Raw genomic sequence first — 16,485 nt, 5'->3', positions numbered from 1 at the left:
ATCGGCAGGCGCCCGGGGCGAAACGAGCCCCTAGTGCGCGTGGTCCCCGCGACTGTATTCGTACACCCAACCGATCAGGGCGATCACGGCCAGGCCGGCACCGAGGAAAAGCACCCACCAACCGGCGGCCAGGCCCAGGAAGCCGGTCGCAGCGGCCAGGCCCAGCACCAGCGGCCACCAGCTCCAGGGGCTGAAGTGCCCCTGTTCGCCGGAGCCCTCATGGACCTCCGCGTCCACGCGGTCCTCGGGGCGCAGACCCACACGGTTGCCCGTGTAGCGCAGGTAGATCCCGATCATCAGGCCCAGCCCGGCACACAGGTAGCAGGCCAGGAATCCGACCGGCTCCTGCCACTTCACCATGAACCCGTAGACGGTGGCGACCGGGATGAAGAACGTCCCGACGATCATGAAGATGAAACTTTCAACCTTCACTTGGTTGCTCCCTTCGAGGAGGCGGCAACGGGGGCCGGGACATAGTGCGGGGCCAGCTCGGGATGGTGAAGATCCAGGGCGGGGCGCTCGGAACGGATGCGCGGCAGGGACGTGAAGTTGTGCCGCGGCGGCGGGCAGGACGTGGCCCACTCCAGGGAGGCGCCAAAGCCCCAGGGATCGTCAACTTCGACCTTCTTGGCACTGCGCCACGTAATGTAGACGTTCCAGAACCACGGGATCATGGAGGCGCCAAGCACGAACGAGGAGATCGTGGAGAACTGGTTCATCCAGGTGAAGTTGTCCTCGACCATGTAGTCCGCGTAGCGGCGCGGCATGCCCAGCACGCCCAGCCAGTGCTGGATCAGGAACGTGCCGTGGAAGCCCAGGAACAGCATCCAGAAGTGGATCTTGCCCAGGCGCTCGTTGAGCATGCGCCCGGTGAACTTGGGCCACCAGAAGTAGAAGCCGGCGAACATGGCGAACACCACGGTGCCAAACACCACGTAGTGGAAGTGCGCCACCACAAAGTAGGTGTCCGAGACGTGGAAGTCCAGCGGCGGGGACGCCAGGATGATGCCGGTCAGGCCGCCGAAGAGGAACGTGACGATGAAGCCCAGGCTCCACAGCATCGGCGTCTCAAAGGTGAGCGAGCCGCGCCACATGGTGCCGATCCAGTTGAAGAACTTCACCCCTGTTGGCACGGCGATCAGCATCGTCATGAAGGAGAAGAACGGCAGCATGACCTGGCCGGTGGCGTACATGTGGTGGGCCCACACGGTAACGGACAGGGCGGCGATGGAGATGGTGGCGAACACCAGGCCCTTGTAGCCGAAGATCGGCTTGCGGCTAAAGACCGGGAAGATCTCCGAGACAATGCCGAAGAACGGCAGGGCGATGATGTACACCTCGGGGTGGCCGAAGAACCAGAACAGGTGCTGCCACAGTATGGCCCCACCGTTTTCCGGGTCGAAGATGTGGGCCCCGAACCGGCGGTCCGCACCCAGGGCGAACAGTGCCGCGGCCAGCGGGGGGAACGCCATCAGGACCAGGATGCCCGTGATCAACGTGTTCCAGGTGAAGATGGGCATCCGCCACATCGTCATGCCGGGGGCACGCAGACAAATGATGGTGGTGATGAAGTTGACCGAACCAAGGATGGTGCCGAAGCCCGAGAGCGCCAGGCCAAACACCCACAAGTCGCCGCCGATGCCGGGGCTGAACGTGGTGTTCGACAACGGTGCATAGGCGAACCAGCCAAAGGCTGCGGCGCCCTGCGGGGTGATGAAACCGGCGACGGCAATGGTGCTGCCAAAGAGGAAGAACCAGAACGCCAGTGCGTTCAGTCGCGGGAATGCAACGTCGGGTGCCCCGATCTGCAGGGGCATGATGACGTTGGCGAAGCCGGCGAAGAGCGGTGTTGCGAACATGAGCAGCATGATGGTGCCGTGCATGGTGAACAGCTGGTTGTACTGGTCCTTGGTCTGCAGGATCTGCATGCCGGGTTCAAAGAGTTCCGCCCGGATGATCAGCGCCATGACGCCGCCGAGGCAGAAGAAGATGAAGGAGGCGATCAGGTACATGTAGCCGATCGTCTTGTGGTCGGTGGACGTGATCCAGTTGACGACGATGCGCCCCTTGGAGATGGGAACCACCCTTGGTGCAGCCGAAGTAACTTCGGTTGCCAAGTACTCGAGTGTAGACACTTTCCTCTTCCCCTTACTTCTTCTCGTTCAGATTCGGATTGCGGTCATACTTGTTGCCCAGCGTGCCGGTCTGCCCCTGGTCCTTCAAGCTGGCCAGGTGCGCGTCGAATTCCGCCTGCGTGACCACCTTGACGTTGAAGAGCATCTCGGAGTGGTATTCGCCACACAGCTCGGCGCACTTGCCGTCATATTCGCCCAGCGTCGTCGGCGTCAGGGTCATGTAGTTGGTCTTGCCCGGCAGGATGTCCAGCTTGTTCAAGAAGGCCGGAACCCAGAAGGAGTGAATCACGTCGCGGGCATTGAGCTGCAGTTCGACGCTGCGGTTGACCGGCAGGTACAAGGTGGGCAGCGTCGACTTGTCAAACGGCTTTCCGTCCAGCTGCGCCTGGACGCCGATGTCATACACGGCCTCCTTGACGTTCTGGCCCTGCAGGTAGTTGAAGTCCCACGACCACTGTTTGGCCCGGACGTCAATGGTGACGTCGGGGTTGGCGTCGCGGGCGGTGATGGATTGCTGCTCGGCGTCGGTGAAGTGGAAGAACACCAGCACCATGAACAGCGGCACCAGCACATAAAAAACCTCCAACGGGAGGTTGTAGCTGGTCTGGCGCGGGAAACCGGTGGCACCCTTGCGACGACGGTAGGCGATGATGCACCAGATGATCAATCCCCAGGTGATGAGCCCGATGATCAAGACTGTGATCCAGGTGTTGACCCAAAGATCGATGATGCCCGCCGTGTGATTGGTGGTATCACGTTCGGCTGGCATCCAGCCATTCTTATTCTGTGCCGTGCATCCAGATAAAGCTAACGCTCCGGCAATCGCCAACCCGGCTATCGGGATGACTTTTGCGCGTCGGCTGCCGGTTCGGTCCTGCGAACTCACAGACGGCCCTTCCTCTTGTTACTGCGCACCGTCCCGGCCAGGGGCCGGGGATGCGAAACGGGTTTTACTACTCGATGTAGAGCTTACCGCTAGAGCACGCAAAACGCGTACTAAACCCACCGTGCGTCGCCGGCATTTTGCGAATGCCGGCAGTTTTTTGTACATCGAGACAGCATGTCTGGTTAGTGGAATGAATCGCCGCAGGCACAGGAGCCGCCGGCGTTCGGGTTGTCGATGGTGAAGCCCTGCTTGGAAATGGTGTCCTCAAAGTCGATGCTGGCACCGTCGAGGTAGGGCACGCTCATCTTGTCGATGACAACGGCCACGCCGTCGAAGTCGCGGACCGCGTCCCCGTCGAGCAGGCGTTCGTCAAAGTAGAGCTGATAGATCAGCCCGGAGCAGCCGCCGGGCTGGACGGCCACGCGCAGGCGCAGATCGGTGCGGCCCTCCTGTTCCAGGAGGCTGCGCACCTTGCCGGCGGCAACATCGGTGATCTGGACGCCGTGGACCGGCAGCTCGGCCTCGGCAACGGGGGCGGCTGTGGTGTCTTCGTGAACATTTGCAGTCATGAAATTTCCTTAATCGGGGTACAAGTACATGCTACGTCGAGCCCGGGACGGGCGCTAACTTATGTCAACGGCATTCATGCTCAGTCTCTTCCCGCGGCCTGTCCGACGTTCATGGCGGACAGCAGCAGCGCCTCCGCCACGATCGCCTTTTCAAAGTCGCCCAGGTGCAGGGACTCGTTGGCGCTGTGCGCGCGGGAGTCGGGGTCCTCGACCCCGGTGACCAGGATCTGTGCCGCCGGGAACATGTCGTGGAGGTCCGCGATGAACGGAATGGACCCGCCCATGCCGCTTTCGACGGCGGGGACGCCCCACGACTCCCCGAGGGCCCACAGCGCGGTGCGGGCGGCCGGGGCGCCGGTGTCCGTGGCAAACGGCTGCCCGGCCTCCCCCGGGGTGAACGTGACGCGGGCGCCAAAGGGCGCGTGCCGGGTGACATGCGCCTCGATGGCGGCCATGGCCGTCTGGGGTTCCTGGCCCGGCGCCAAGCGCAGGCTGAACTTTGCCCGGGCGGAGGGCAGCAGCGTGTTGGAGCTCATGGCCACGGACGGGATGTCCATGCCGATGATGGACAGGGCCGGCTTGGCCCACAGCCGTGCGGTGATGCTGCCCGTGCCGGCGAGCCGCACGCCCTCGAGTACGGCGGCGTCGGCGCGGAAGGCCTCCTCCGGGTACTCGAGGGTCGGCGCGACGCCGGTGCTGAGCCCGGCGATCGCCACGGAGCCGTCGTCGTCGTGCAGGGTGGCGATCAGCCGGGCCAAAAGCGTGGGGGCATCCAGCAGCGGCCCGCCGAACATGCCGGAGTGGACGGCGTGGTCCAGGACGCGGACCTCGATCGTGCCGTCCACCAGGCCGCGCAGGCTGGTGGTCAGGGCGGGTACGCCGACCTTCCAGTTGGCGGAGTCGGCGACCACGATCACGTCGCCGCCGAGCAGCTGGCGGTGGGTTTCCAGGAAGGTGCGGAAGGTGGGTGAACCCGCCTCCTCCTCGCCCTCGATGAACAGTGTCACGCCCAGGCCGAAGTCGGGGCCGTGGACCTCGGTGAGCGCGCGCAGGGCGCCGACGTGGGCCATGATGCCGGCCTTGTCGTCGGCGGCGCCGCGCCCGAACAGCCGCCCGTCCTTCTTCACGGCCGTGAAAGGCTCGGTGTCCCACAGGGACAGGTCCGCCGGCGGCTGGACGTCGTGGTGGGCGTACAGCACCACCGTCGGGAATCCGGGTGCTGCGGGCTTGCGGGCCACCACGGCCGGGCCGCCCGGCGTTCCGTCGTCCTTGTTCACGCGCAGGATTTGCACGTCCTGAACGCCGGCGCCACGGATCAGGGCGGCAACGGCGTCCGCGCTGCGGTCCAGTGCGGCGGCGTCGAACGCGTCCCAGGCGATGCCCGGGATCGCCACGAGGTCCATCAGTTCGGCCACCGTGGCCTGGAAGTTCTCTCCTACGCTTTGGCGCAGTCTCTCCACCGGGACGTTCCCCCCGATATGGTTCGCGGTGTTGGGTGTGGTCGTGGTCTCTTCAGTCATATAGGCCACCCTACCGCCGCGTATTCGACACCGGTCAAGATGGATGGCGGTCTCGGGGTATCCTTTACGGGTGTTTGGACGTAAGAAAGTAAACCCCACCGACCAGCAGGTTGCGCCTGCCCCCGCCGAGTCCGTTGACAGGTCTAGGGACCCGCAATCGGCCAAGGGCACCCCCACGCCGTCGCGCAGGGCCCAGGAAGAGGCGCGCAAGCGGCCGCTGGTCCCCAATGACCGGGCCGCCGCCAAGGTCGCTGCCCGGGATGCCCGCCGCGAGGAGCAGTCGCGGATGCGCCGCGCCCTGGACACGGGCGAGGAACGCTTCCTGCCGGCCCGGGACAAGGGCCCGCAGAAACGCTACGCCCGCGACTATGTGGACGCCCGGTTCAGCCTGGGCGAATACGTCATGTTCGTGGCGTTGGCCATTGTGGTGCTGACGGTGGTCATTCCGCCCACCAGCGACTCCCAAATCCTGATCTTCGGCCTGTTTTGGGTCATGGTGGCCGGCGTCGCCGTCGACGCCTGGTTTATGTCCCGCAAGCTCAAGCGCAAGCTCATTGCCAAGTTTGGTGCCGTAAACCCGGGCGTCATCTGGTACGGGACCATGCGTTCCCTGCAGTTCCGCCGCCTGCGTCTGCCCAAGCCGATGGTCAAGCGCGGCGAGTACCCCCACTGACCGCACGCCAACACGCCGGTTCCTCCCCCACGGAGGGACCGGCGTCGTGCTTTAACGGTGGGTAGGCTGGGGACATGGAATACCGCTACCTTGGCCGCTCCGGCCTGAAGATCACCGAAATCACCTACGGCAACTGGCTCACCCACGGTTCGCAGGTGGAAAACGACGTCGCCACCGCCTGCGTGCGCGCCGCGCTGGATGCCGGCATCACCACCTTCGACACGGCCGATGTGTATGCCAACGGCCGGGCCGAGGAAGTCCTCGGCGCGGCGCTGGCCGGCCAGCGCCGCGAGTCCCTGGAGATCTTTACGAAGGTCTACTGGCCGGTGGGACCCAAGGGCCCCAACGATACGGGGCTCTCACGCAAGCACATCATGGAGGGCATCAACAATTCCCTGCGCCGGCTGAACATGGACTACGTGGACCTGTACCAGGCCCACCGCTTTGACCACGAGACCCCGCTGGAGGAGACCATCGCGGCGTTCGCGGACGTGGTGCGTGCCGGCAAGGCCCTCTACATCGGCGTCAGTGAGTGGACCGCGGACCAGCTGCGGCGCGGCCAATTCCTGGCCCGGGCGGCCGGTTTCTCCCTCGTGTCCAACCAGCCGCAGTACTCGGCGCTGTGGCGGGTCATTGAACCGGAGGTCATCCCGGCCGCCCGGGAACTGGGCATGTCCCAGGTGGTGTGGTCGCCCATGGCCCAGGGGGTGCTGTCGGGGAAGTACCTGCCGGGTCAGCCGCTTCCGGGCGGCAGCCGCGCCACGGACGAGCACGGCGGCAAGGAGATGATCAGCCGCTTCCTCGACGACGGGATCCTCACCAACGTCCAAAAGCTCCGGCCCGTCGCCGAGGAACTGGGCCTGACCATGGCCCAGCTGGCCATTGCGTGGGTGCTCCAAAACGACAACGTGGCCACCGCCCTGGTGGGTGCGTCGCGGCCCGAGCAGGTGGCCGAGAACGTCAAGGCCTCCGGCGTGAGGATTCCGGCCGAACTCATGGCGGCCATCGATGACGCCCTGGCGCCCAGCATCGTCAACGACCCCGCCAAGACGGTCAGCCCGCCAACCCGCGTGGTGTAGTCGGCTGCGACCGGTTGCGGGTCGCCATCAGCGGCGCAGCCCGGCCAGTTCCTTGTTGATGCGGGCCGCCCAGAAGGGACCCTCATAGAGGAATGCCGTATAGCCCTGGACGAGGGTGGCGCCGGCGTCGAGGCGCTCCTGGACGTCGGCACCGGTTTCCACCCCGCCCACCGAGACCAGGACCAGCCGCTCGCCCACGACGGCCTTGAGCCGGCGCAGGACCTCCAGGGACCGGACCTTCAGGGGCGCGCCGGAGAGCCCGCCGGCGCCCTTGGCCGCCACGACGTCGGCCGGGCTGCCCAATCCTTCCCGGCCGATCGTGGTGTTGGTGGCGATGATGCCGTCGAGGTTGAGGTCCAGGGCCAGCGCGGCGACGTCGTCCACGTCGTCGTCGGAAAGGTCGGGGGCGATCTTCACCAGCAGCGGCACGTGCCGGCCCGCGGCGGAGTCGGCCGCCGCGCGGACACCGCTGAGCAGGGGCCGGAGCGTTTCGACGTCCTGGAGCAGGCGCAGGCCCGGCGTGTTCGGCGAGCTGACGTTCACGACAAGGTAGTCGGCCGCCGGCGCCAGGGCCCGGGCGCTCACGAGGTAGTCGCCGAGGGCGTCATCGAGATCCACGGCCTTGGTCTTGCCGATATTGACCCCGACAACCGGCCGGACGCCGTCGTAGCCGGCCCGCAGCCCGGCCAGCGCCCGGGTGAGCCGGGGCGCCACGGCGGCGGCGCCGTCGTTGTTGAAGCCCATGCGGTTGATGACGGCCCGGTCCTGGACCAGGCGGAAGAGGCGCGGGCGGGGGTTTCCCGGCTGGGCGGCCCCGGTGATGGTGCCGACCTCGATGTGGCCAAAACCCAAGTTGGCGAGGGCGTTGACCCCCTTGGCCCCCTTGTCGAACCCGGCGGCCAGGCCGAACGGCGTGGGGAAGGTCAGGCCGAACGCGGTGGTGCGCAGGGACGGGGCGGGGGCGAACAGGCGGCGCAGCACGGCCCCGGCTCCCACCGTGTGGGCGGCCCTGATCAGGGCGAACCCGATCCTGTGCGCCTGCTCGGCGTCCATCCAGGAGAAGCAGACGCGGAAGACGGTGGGATAGATTCGCATGCCCCTAGTTTTCCGTCTCCACCGCGCAACTGCAAAACGCGTCCACGCAGGTGCCGCCGGGACGGTTCGGGCGCCGGCCGGACCCAAGGTCTAGCATGGCGGCATGGGAAGCAACAGCAGCGGTTCGCGGCTCGACGCCGACGTGGTGGTGATTGGCGCGGGCATCTCCGGACTGGTCAGCGCCGCCGAGGCCTACAACGCCGGGCGGAGCGTGGTGATCGTGGACCAGGAGCCCGAAGCGTCGCTGGGCGGGCAGGCGCATTGGTCCTTTGGCGGCCTGTTCCTGGTGGACTCCCCCGAACAGCGACGCCTGGGCGTGAAGGACACTGTGGAGCTGGCGCTGGGCGACTGGATGGGCTCCGCCGGCTTTGACCGGCCCGAGGACGATCGGGCGCGCCGCTGGGCCGAGGCCTACGTCCACTTTGCCGCCGGGGAGAAGCGCGCGTGGCTCCACGCACTCGGGGTCCGCTTCTTCCCGCTGGTCCAGTGGGCCGAACGCGGCGGCTATGACGCGCAGGGCCACGGCAATTCCGTGCCCCGCTTCCATGTGGTGTGGGGCACCGGGCCCGGCCTGCTGGAACCCTTCCTGGCCAAGGTCAGGGAGGGCGTGGCGGCCGGCCGGGTGCGCCTTGCCTTCGGGCACCGGGCCACGGAGTTGATGGTCGAAGCCGGTGACGTCACCGGGGTGCGCGGCCAGGTGCTCGTGCCCGCCGCGACCGCCCGGGGCGTGGCCGGCAGCCGGGAGGTGGCCGGCGAATTCACGGCCCGGGCCGGCGCCGTGGTGGTGACGACCGGCGGCATCGGCGGCAACTTCCGCCTGGTCCGCGAACAATGGCCCGGCCCCGACAGCCCGGCGCACCTGCTGGCGGGGGTGCCCGCGTCCGTCGACGGTGAATTCCAGCAAACCGTGGCCCGCGCCGGCGGCCGGCTCGTGAACACGGATCGCATGTGGCACTATCCGGAAGGGGTGCACAATACGGACCCCGTCTGGCCCCACCACGGCATCCGCATCTTGTCCGGCCCCTCCCCCGTATGGCTGGACGCCGTCGGCCGGCGGCTGCCCGGTCCCTTGTTTCCCGGCTTTGACTCGCTGGACACGTTGCGCCATCTGACCGCCACCGGCTACGACCACTCCTGGCTGGTGCTCAACAAGACCATCATCGGCAAGGAATTTGCGCTGTCCGGGTCCGAACAAAACCCGGACCTGACCGGACGGAACCTGTCGCTGCTGGCCCGGCGGGTGCTGCCCGGCCCGGCGGGACCGGTGCAGAACTTCCTGGACCGCGGGGTGGACTTCCTGCAGGCGGCAACCGCACAGGACCTCGCCGGGCGCATGAACGCCCTGGTCGGTGACGAACTGATCGATCCGCAGGGGCTCCATGAGACGCTGGCGGCCCGGGACCGGCAGGTTGTCAGCGGCCTGGGCAAGGACGCCCAGGTCAATGCGATCCGCGCGGCCCGCCGCTATGCCACGGACAGGCTCATGCGCGTCGCGCCCCTGCATCCCCTCCTGGCCGCCGAGCACGGGCCATTGATTGCCGTCCGCTTGTCCGTCTTGACCCGCAAGAGCCTGGGCGGCCTGCAAACCGACCTGTCCTCCCGGGTACTGGACGCGGGCGGGGCACCTATCGGTGGGCTGTTCGCCGCCGGCGAGGTCGCCGGCTTCGGCGGCGGCGGCGTCCACGGCTACCGCTCCCTTGAGGGAACCTTCCTGGGCGGATGCCTGTTCTCCGGGCGGGCCGCGGGCCGGGCCGCCGCCGCGGTGGGATGACGGGCATGACGGGCATCGCCTGGACCGAGGACATCCTGGGCCCGGAGTTCAGTTGCACCCCGCTCGAGGTGCCGCGCCCGGACGGCACGCCGCGCCGGGCCACGCTGATCAGGCACCTGACCGTTGACGGGACCACGGGTGGGGACAGGGTCGGGAACACTGACGGGACCGCGGGTGCTGCCGGGCCCRGCCGCGAACTCGGCGGGGCCGCCGACATCTCCGATGGCGGGAAACCCGCGGTGCTGTATCTGCACGGCTGGTCGGACTATTTCTTCAACGTGCTCCTGGCCAGGTTCTTTACCGCGCGCGGGCATCGCTTCTACGCCCTGGACCTGCATAACCACGGGCGCTCCCTGGCATCGCCGAGCCTGGGCGGGTATGTGGATGATCTGGCCGACTACGACGATGAGATCCGCCTGGCCGTGGCGGTGCTGCGGGCGGACACGGGGAAGGACGGGCCGGTAATCCTCATGGGCCACTCCACCGGCGGGCTGATCGCGGCGCTATGGGCGGCCAAGTCCCCGGCCCAGGTCAGCCACCTGATCCTCAACAGCCCCTGGCTGGAGATCCAGGGCGGGGCGGCGATCCGGCGCACCGCCACGCCCCTGATCCGGCCGCTGGCGGACCTGCGCCCGCTGACCCGGATGCGCGTACCGGAGCGAAGCTTTTACTGGCGGGGCATCAGCGACGAGGCATACGGGGAATGGGCGGTGGATCGCAGAATGCGCCCGCCGCAGGCCTTCCCCGTGCGGGCGGGGTGGATGAGGGCCATCCTGTCCGGGCAGCGCAGCGTGGCCGCCGGCCTGGGCCTGGCGGCCCCGGTGCTGGTGCTGGTCTCGACGCGGAGCATGCTCGGTCCCGTCTGGAACGAGGACATGCTCCGGGCCGACGTCGTCCTGGACGTCCGCGCGCTGGCCCTGCGTGCGCTGTCCCTGGGGAACAGCGTCGCGGTGGAGCGCATCGACGGCGCACTGCACGAGGTGTTCCTCTCGCCACAGCCGGTGCGCGACGACGCCTACGCCCGCCTGGAGCGCTGGCTCAACGGGTACGTCCCCACGCCCTCCCGACCCGCGGCGCGCTAGGCGCGCCCCGCCCCGGGGCCCTCGGRCGCGTGGGCCCTAGGCCTTGGCGGCGTCGACGGCGCCGCCGTAGCGGCGGTCGCGGCGGGCGTATTCATCCACGGCCGCCCACAGCGTGCGCCGGTCGACGTCCGGCCACAGCGTGTCCATGAAGACAAACTCCGCGTAGGCGGACTGCCACAGCATGAAGTTGGACAAGCGCTGCTCGCCGCTGGAGCGCAGGAACAAGTCGACGTCGGGGGCGTCCGGGTTGTACAAGTACTTTTGGATGGTCTTCTCCGAGACGGCGCGCGGGCTCAGGCGCCCCGCGGCGACGTCCGCGGCGAGGGCCGCCACGGCGTCTGCGATCTCGGCCCGGCCACCGTAATTAACACACATGGTCAACGTAATCACGTCGTTGTCCTTGGTGAGTTCCTGGGCCACCTGAAGTTCCTTGATGACCGACCCCCACAGCCGGGGCCGGCGTCCCGCCCAACGGATGCGCACCCCCCACGCGTCCAGTTGGTCGCGCTGGCGTCGTAGCACGTCCTTGTTAAATCCCATCAGGAAGCGCACCTCCTCGGGCGAACGCTTCCAGTTCTCGGTGGAGAACGCGTAGACGCTCACATGCTTGATGCCCAGTTCGATGGCGCCGGCCATCACGTCCAGCAGTGCCGGCTCGCCGGCCTTGTGGCCTTCGATCCGGGGCAGCCCGCGCTGGTTGGCCCACCGCCCGTTCCCGTCCATGACGATCGCCACGTGCGCGGGAACCAACCCGGCCGGGATGGTGGGCACGCTCTCCCCGGAGGCGTGCGGCCACGGGGCGACGACGGCGGGTTTGGACAGGCTCCTGCTGCTGCGCTGGACGGCCACTCTTTATACACGCTCCACAAGTTTGAGGGAGCGCACGGTGCGCTCCAGATGCCATTGGACATAACTGGCCACCAGGCCCGCGGCTTCCCGGCGGTGCGCCGGTGCGGAGGCGTCGGCCCCGGCCCAGTCCCCGCTCAACAGGCATGCCAGCAAGAACATGGTCTCCGCCGCCGGGGCCGGGGATCCCGGCGGGCGGCACTCATGGCACACGGCGCCGCCCAGCGCGGCATTGAACGCCTGGTGCGGGCCGGGCTCCCCGCACCGGGCGCAGTCCCCAAAGCTCGGCGCCCACCCGGCGATCGAGACGGCCCGCAACAGATAGGAATCCAGGCACAGCCCCGGGGCGTGGGCCCCCCGGCTCAGTGCCGCCAGGGCGCCGACCAGCAACAGATAATGCGCGGTGGAGGTCTCCCCATCGACGTCGGTGAGCCGCTCGGCGGTCTCGGCCATGGCCGCGGCCACCACGTAACGGTCATAGTCGGCCGCGATGGCATCGCCGTAGCTCGCCCGGGCCACGGCCTGGGTGATGATGTCCAGGCTGCGGCCCTTCACCAGCTGAAGGTCGGCCACCATGAAGGGCTCCAGCCGGGCGCCGAACTTGCTGCTGGTGCGCCGGACCCCGCGGGCCACGGCCCGCAGCTGCCCGTGATGGTGCGTCAGCAGCGTGATGATCCGGTCCGCCTCGCCGAGCTTGTGGGTGCGCAGGACGACGGCGTCATCCCGGTAGGTGCGCGCGGCAAACGATGAATTGGACACGGTTCCATTCTTCCACCATCGACCCGGCGCCGGCGGACTTCCGGCGCCGGGTCCGGCGGATAGCGTTATGCCCGGGCGTCCCGGACGGCGCGGTTGACGGCCGAAACGACGGCCTTCAGCGATGCGGTGACCGTGTTCGCGTCGATGCCGGCGCCCCACAGCACGCGTTCGCCCACGGCACACTCGACGTAGGCGGCGGCGCGGGCGTTGCCGCCCTCGGACAGGGCATGTTCGGTGTAGTCCAGGACCCGCACGTCCACGCCATCCTCGCCCAGGATGGCCAGCAGGGCGGCGATGGGGCCGTTGCCGGTCCCGGTGCGGCTGGTGGTGGCGCCGTCGATGGTGAGGTTCGCGACCAGGGTGACCTCGCCGTCGTCGTCCGTCGAGGCGCTGAAGGAGCCGATCCGGTAGCGGCCCCACGAGCTGCCGTGGTCCTCGGCCGGCAGGTACTCGTCGGAGAAGATGCCCCACAGGGCCTCGGCGCTGACCTCCCCGCCCACCGTGTCGGTGCGCTTTTGGATGACCCCGGAGAATTCGATCTGGGCCCGGCGCGGCAGGTCCAGGTTGTGCTCGTTCTTGAGCAGGTAGGCCACCCCGCCCTTGCCGGATTGGGAGTTGACGCGGATGACCGCCTCGTAGCTGCGGCCCACATCCTTCGGGTCGATCGGCAGGTACGGCACGGCCCAGGTGTAGTCCGCCACCGGCACGCCGGCGTCCGCGGCGTCCGCCTCGAGCGCCTCCAGGCCCTTCTTGATCGCGTCCTGGTGCGATCCGGAGAACGCGGTGAAGACCAGGTCTCCACCGTAGGGGACCCGCTCGCCGACGGGCAGCTGGTTGCAGTATTCGACCGTGCGGCGGATCTCGTCGATGTTGGAAAAGTCGATCATGGGATCGATGCCCTGGCTGAACATGTTCAGCCCCAGCGTCACCAGGTCAACGTTGCCCGTGCGTTCGCCGTTGCCGAACAGGCAGCCCTCAATGCGGTCCGCGCCGGCCAGATAGCCCAGCTCGGCGGCCGCGACGCCGGTGCCGCGGTCGTTGTGCGGGTGCAGGGACAGCAGGATGCCCTCCCGCGGGTGCAAGTTGCGGCTCATCCACTCGATGGAGTCGGCATAGACGTTCGGGGTGGCCATCTCCACGGTGGCCGGCAGGTTCACGATCACCTGGTTGTCCGCGGAGGCCTCAAAGATGTCGGCCACGGCGTTGCAGACCCGCACGGCGTAGTCGAGCTCGGTGCCGGTGAAGGACTCGGGCGAGTACTCGTAGGTGATCTTGGTGTCCTCGAGGGTTTCCTCATACTTTTTGCACAGCCGGGCGCCCTGGAGTGCCATGTCCATGATGCCGTCCTGGTCCTGGCGGAAGACGACCTTGCGCTGGAGCACCGAGGTGGAGTTGTACAGGTGGACGATGGCTGTCCGGGCGCCGACCAGGGACTCGTAGGTCCGCTCGATCAGGTGTTCCCGGGCCTGGGTGAGGACCTGGATGGTCACGTCATCGGGGATGTGTCCGCCCTCGATGAGCTGGCGGACAAAGTCGAAGTCCGTCTGGGAGGCAGACGGGAAGCCGACCTCGATCTCCTTGTACCCCATGGAGACCAGCAGCTTGAAGAACTTCAGCTTGCGGGCCGGGCTCATCGGGTCGATCAACGCCTGGTTGCCGTCGCGCAGGTCCACCGCGCACCAGCGCGGCGCGGCCGTGATGACCTTGTCCGGCCAGGTGCGGTCCGCCAGCTCGACGGTGATTTGGTCCTGGAAGGGGATATAGCGGTGGACCGGCATGCCTGAGGGTTTTTGTGCATTTTGCATTGGAAAGGTGACCTTTTCTGGGGGAACGATGGGGAAGGTCGGCCGGGCACAACAAACTCCGCAGCGAGGGGCGGCCAATTCGAATCGTTGTGCAGTCCGTGTCACCCCACGCCCGGTGGGGATCTCTTGGGCTAGAACAACGTGTGTGAGGCCTCGCCGCGGCAGCTAAGAAGAAGCATTCCAGTGCGCACGTTTTAAGCCTAGCACGGCACGTAGGATGGAGGTCGAAGAGCTCGCATCATGGACACCGCCGGTGTGCGACCGGCCGCCGTCCGCGACCGACAGACAGGTGATCCCCTTGAAACATTCCGGCATCAATCTGGCCAACCTGGACCGTTCGGTCCGGCCCCAGGACGACCTGTTCCGGCACGTCAACGGCAGGTGGCTGGCCGCGGAGGTCATCCCGGACGACCGCGCCGTCAGCGGGTCCTTTGTCACCCTGCGCGACGAGTCCGAGGCCGCCGTGCGCAGCATCATCGAGGAAGCCGCGGCCCGGCACACCACCTCGCCGGGGTCGGTGGACGCCAAGATCGGCGACCTCTACGCGAGCTTCATGGACCAGGACGCCGTGGAGGCCGCCGGGGCCGGCCCACTGGCGGCAACGCTGGAGGAGATCGCCGGCACGGACTCGATCGCCGGCGTCGTCACCCTCATGGGACGCCTGGACCGCTCCGGCGGCGACGGCCTGTTCGGCGGCTACGTGAACAACGACGCCGGCAATCCGGAACGCTCCCTGCTCCACCTTTTCCAGTCGGGACTTGGCCTGCCGGACGAGTCGTACTACCGGGAGGAGAAGTTCGCCGACATCCGGGACGCCTATCTCCTCCATGTGGAGGCCATGCTGGGCCTTGCGGGGATGGCGGAGCCGGGCCCGGCCGCGCGCCGCATCATGGCCCTGGAGACCCAGATCGCCGCGACGCACTGGGACAACGTCACGTTGCGCGACCCGCAGAAGACGTACAACCTCATGGCCAAGGCCGACGCCCTGGACCTGCTGCCCGCCCTGGAGCTGTGGCTGGAGGCCCTGGGCGTCACGGCCGAACAAAGCGCGGAGCTGGTGGTGGCCACCCCCGATTTCTTCAGCGGCCAGGCCCGGCTGCTGACCGAAGACCGGCTCGGGGACTGGCGCGAGTGGCTGGCCATGCGCGCCATCACCAGCGCCGCCCCCTTCCTCTCCCGGGACTTCGTGGACGCGAATTTTGCCTTCTATGGCACCATCCTCAGCGGCACCCCGGTCATCAAGGATCGCTGGAAGCGCGGGGTGGCGCTCGTGGAGGGCGCCCTGGGCGAGGCCGTGGGGCAGCTGTACGTCGCCGCGCACTTCCCCGAAACGCACAAGGTGCGGATGGAACAGCTCGTGGCCACCCTGATCCAGGCCTACCGGGAGAGCATCTCGGCGCTGACCTGGATGAGTGCGCAGACCATCGAGAAGGCGCTGGCCAAACTGGACGCGTTTGTCCCGAAGATCGGCTACCCCACCAAGTGGCGGGACTACTCGAAGCTGCACATCATCCCGGGCGACCTGGTGGGCAACGTGGCCCGCAGCCACATCTTCGAGCTCGACCGCCAGTTGGCCAAGATCGGGGTCCCGATCGACCGGGAGGAGTGGCTCATGACCCCGCAAACCGTCAACGCCTACTACAACCCCACCCGGAACGAGGTGGTGTTCCCCGCGGCCATCCTGCAGCCGCCGTTCTTTGACGCCGACGCCRACGACGCCGCCAACTTTGGCGGGATCGGCGCCGTGATCGGGCACGAGATCGGTCACGGCTTCGACGACCAGGGCTCGCAGTTTGACGGCTCCGGGGCGTTGCGCAACTGGTGGACCGATGAAGACCGGGCCGCCTTCGAGTCCCTGACCGCCAAGCTGGTGGAGCAGTACAGTGTCCTCTCCCCTTCGGCCGCGCCGGGGCACCAGGTCAACGGCGAGCTGACCCTGGGCGAAAACATTGGCGACCTGGGCGGGCTGGCCATCGGCTACAAGGCCTATCAGCTGAGCCTCGACGGCACCCCGGCGCCGGAGATTGACGCCCTCACCGGCGCCGAACGGTTCTTTTACTCCTGGGCCGAGTGCTGGCGGGCCAAGATCCGCCCGGAGGAGGCGGTGCGCCGGCTGGCCGTGGACCCGCACTCCCCCGCGGAGTTGCGCTGCAACGCCGTCGTACGCAACCTCGACGCCTTCCACCACACCTTTGGCACGACGCCCGGGGACGCCCTTTGGCTGGATCCGGGCGAACGGGTCAGTATCTGGTAGCGGCGAGGACC

Annotated in this window: 14 protein-coding genes; 5 read left to right on the top strand and 9 right to left on the bottom strand. The window is 67.8% G+C overall.

Translation table 11 applies throughout. The annotated features are described in order from the left end of the window. Nucleotides 1-30: 30 nt before the first annotated feature. From AB4Y80_RS14015 to AB4Y80_RS13995, 5 genes are all read right to left on the bottom strand, one after another. Nucleotides 31-432: a cytochrome c oxidase subunit 4 gene (locus AB4Y80_RS14015; protein WP_442214957.1), complete on the bottom strand. Its 402-nt coding sequence runs from the start codon at nucleotides 430-432 to the stop codon at nucleotides 31-33. Then, complete coding sequence (gene ctaD / locus AB4Y80_RS14010; protein WP_442214956.1) at nucleotides 429-2,135, bottom strand: aa3-type cytochrome oxidase subunit I; 1,707 nt, start codon at nucleotides 2,133-2,135, stop codon at nucleotides 429-431. The genes AB4Y80_RS14015 and ctaD overlap by 4 nt, the downstream gene beginning before the upstream one ends. 13 nt (nucleotides 2,136-2,148) lie before the next feature. Beyond that, on the bottom strand, nucleotides 2,149-3,021 hold the full coding sequence (gene ctaC / locus AB4Y80_RS14005) for an aa3-type cytochrome oxidase subunit II (protein WP_442214955.1): 873 nt from the start codon (nucleotides 3,019-3,021) through the stop codon (nucleotides 2,149-2,151). A gap of 182 nt (nucleotides 3,022-3,203) precedes the next feature. Next, the gene (locus tag AB4Y80_RS14000) at nucleotides 3,204-3,590 is read right to left on the bottom strand and encodes a HesB/IscA family protein (protein WP_442214954.1); all 387 of its coding nucleotides are present in this window, start codon (nucleotides 3,588-3,590) and stop codon (nucleotides 3,204-3,206) included. An 80-nt stretch (nucleotides 3,591-3,670) separates the two neighbouring features. Next, the gene (locus AB4Y80_RS13995; RefSeq protein ID WP_442214953.1) at nucleotides 3,671-5,110 is read right to left on the bottom strand and encodes a dipeptidase; all 1,440 of its coding nucleotides are present in this window, start codon (nucleotides 5,108-5,110) and stop codon (nucleotides 3,671-3,673) included. Nucleotides 5,111-5,180: 70 nt separating this feature from the next. On the opposite strand from AB4Y80_RS13995, the gene AB4Y80_RS13990 reads away from it, so the two are divergent. Both AB4Y80_RS13990 and AB4Y80_RS13985 read left to right on the top strand, forming a co-directional pair. Next, a complete protein-coding gene (locus AB4Y80_RS13990; protein ID WP_442214952.1) occupies nucleotides 5,181-5,783 on the top strand; it encodes a DUF3043 domain-containing protein in 603 nt (200 codons plus the stop codon). A 74-nt stretch (nucleotides 5,784-5,857) separates the two neighbouring features. Continuing rightward, entirely contained in the window at nucleotides 5,858-6,862 is a 1,005-nt protein-coding gene (locus AB4Y80_RS13985) for an aldo/keto reductase family protein (RefSeq protein ID WP_442214951.1), read from the top strand. A gap of 27 nt (nucleotides 6,863-6,889) precedes the next feature. Here the strand turns inward: AB4Y80_RS13985 and AB4Y80_RS13980 are convergent, their stop codons facing one another. Beyond that, entirely contained in the window at nucleotides 6,890-7,957 is a 1,068-nt protein-coding gene (locus tag AB4Y80_RS13980; protein WP_442214950.1) for a quinone-dependent dihydroorotate dehydrogenase, read from the bottom strand. Nucleotides 7,958-8,060: 103 nt separating this feature from the next. On the opposite strand from AB4Y80_RS13980, the gene AB4Y80_RS13975 reads away from it, so the two are divergent. After that, complete coding sequence (locus AB4Y80_RS13975) at nucleotides 8,061-9,728, top strand: FAD-binding dehydrogenase (protein WP_442214949.1); 1,668 nt, start codon at nucleotides 8,061-8,063, stop codon at nucleotides 9,726-9,728. 5 nt (nucleotides 9,729-9,733) lie between these two features. Next, nucleotides 9,734-10,810, top strand: a complete 1,077-nt coding sequence (locus AB4Y80_RS13970; RefSeq protein WP_442214948.1) for an alpha/beta hydrolase — start codon at nucleotides 9,734-9,736, stop codon at nucleotides 10,808-10,810. Between the two features lie 36 nt (nucleotides 10,811-10,846). Here the strand turns inward: AB4Y80_RS13970 and AB4Y80_RS13965 are convergent, their stop codons facing one another. The 3 genes from AB4Y80_RS13965 to leuA all read right to left on the bottom strand — a co-directional run bounded on the left by AB4Y80_RS13965 (nucleotide 10,847) and on the right by leuA (nucleotide 14,220). Further along, nucleotides 10,847-11,659, bottom strand: coding sequence for an isoprenyl transferase (locus tag AB4Y80_RS13965; RefSeq protein ID WP_442214947.1), 813 nt, complete (start codon nucleotides 11,657-11,659; stop codon nucleotides 10,847-10,849). Nucleotides 11,660-11,662: 3 nt separating this feature from the next. After that, nucleotides 11,663-12,415, bottom strand: a complete 753-nt coding sequence (gene recO, locus AB4Y80_RS13960; RefSeq protein WP_442214946.1) for a DNA repair protein RecO — start codon at nucleotides 12,413-12,415, stop codon at nucleotides 11,663-11,665. Nucleotides 12,416-12,480: 65 nt separating this feature from the next. Then, the gene (gene leuA, locus AB4Y80_RS13955) at nucleotides 12,481-14,220 is read right to left on the bottom strand and encodes a 2-isopropylmalate synthase (protein WP_442214945.1); all 1,740 of its coding nucleotides are present in this window, start codon (nucleotides 14,218-14,220) and stop codon (nucleotides 12,481-12,483) included. 298 nt (nucleotides 14,221-14,518) lie between these two features. Between leuA and AB4Y80_RS13950 the strand changes: the two genes are divergently transcribed. Beyond that, entirely contained in the window at nucleotides 14,519-16,474 is a 1,956-nt protein-coding gene (locus tag AB4Y80_RS13950; RefSeq protein ID WP_442214944.1) for a M13 family metallopeptidase, read from the top strand. Nucleotides 16,475-16,485: the final 11 nt, after the last annotated feature.

It is taken from the genome of Specibacter sp. RAF43, assembly GCF_052114065.1.
Lineage (GTDB): Bacteria > Actinomycetota > Actinomycetes > Actinomycetales > Micrococcaceae > Specibacter.
This window is presented reverse-complemented; position numbering and strand designations above follow the sequence as displayed.

Bases quoted from the DNA above. Each gene is read 5' to 3' on its own strand.
- AB4Y80_RS14000 (WP_442214954.1), bottom strand. From the start codon at position 3,590: ATGACTGCAAATGTTCACGAAGACACCACAGCCGCCCCCGTTGCCGAG.
- AB4Y80_RS13995 (WP_442214953.1), bottom strand. From the start codon at position 5,110: ATGACTGAAGAGACCACGACCACACCCAACACCGCGAACCATATCGGG.
- AB4Y80_RS13985 (WP_442214951.1), top strand. From the start codon at position 5,858: ATGGAATACCGCTACCTTGGCCGCTCCGGCCTGAAGATCACCGAAATC.
- AB4Y80_RS13980 (WP_442214950.1), bottom strand. From the start codon at position 7,957: ATGCGAATCTATCCCACCGTCTTCCGCGTCTGCTTCTCCTGGATGGAC.
- AB4Y80_RS13975 (WP_442214949.1), top strand. From the start codon at position 8,061: ATGGGAAGCAACAGCAGCGGTTCGCGGCTCGACGCCGACGTGGTGGTG.
- leuA (WP_442214945.1), bottom strand. From the start codon at position 14,220: ATGCAAAATGCACAAAAACCCTCAGGCATGCCGGTCCACCGCTATATC.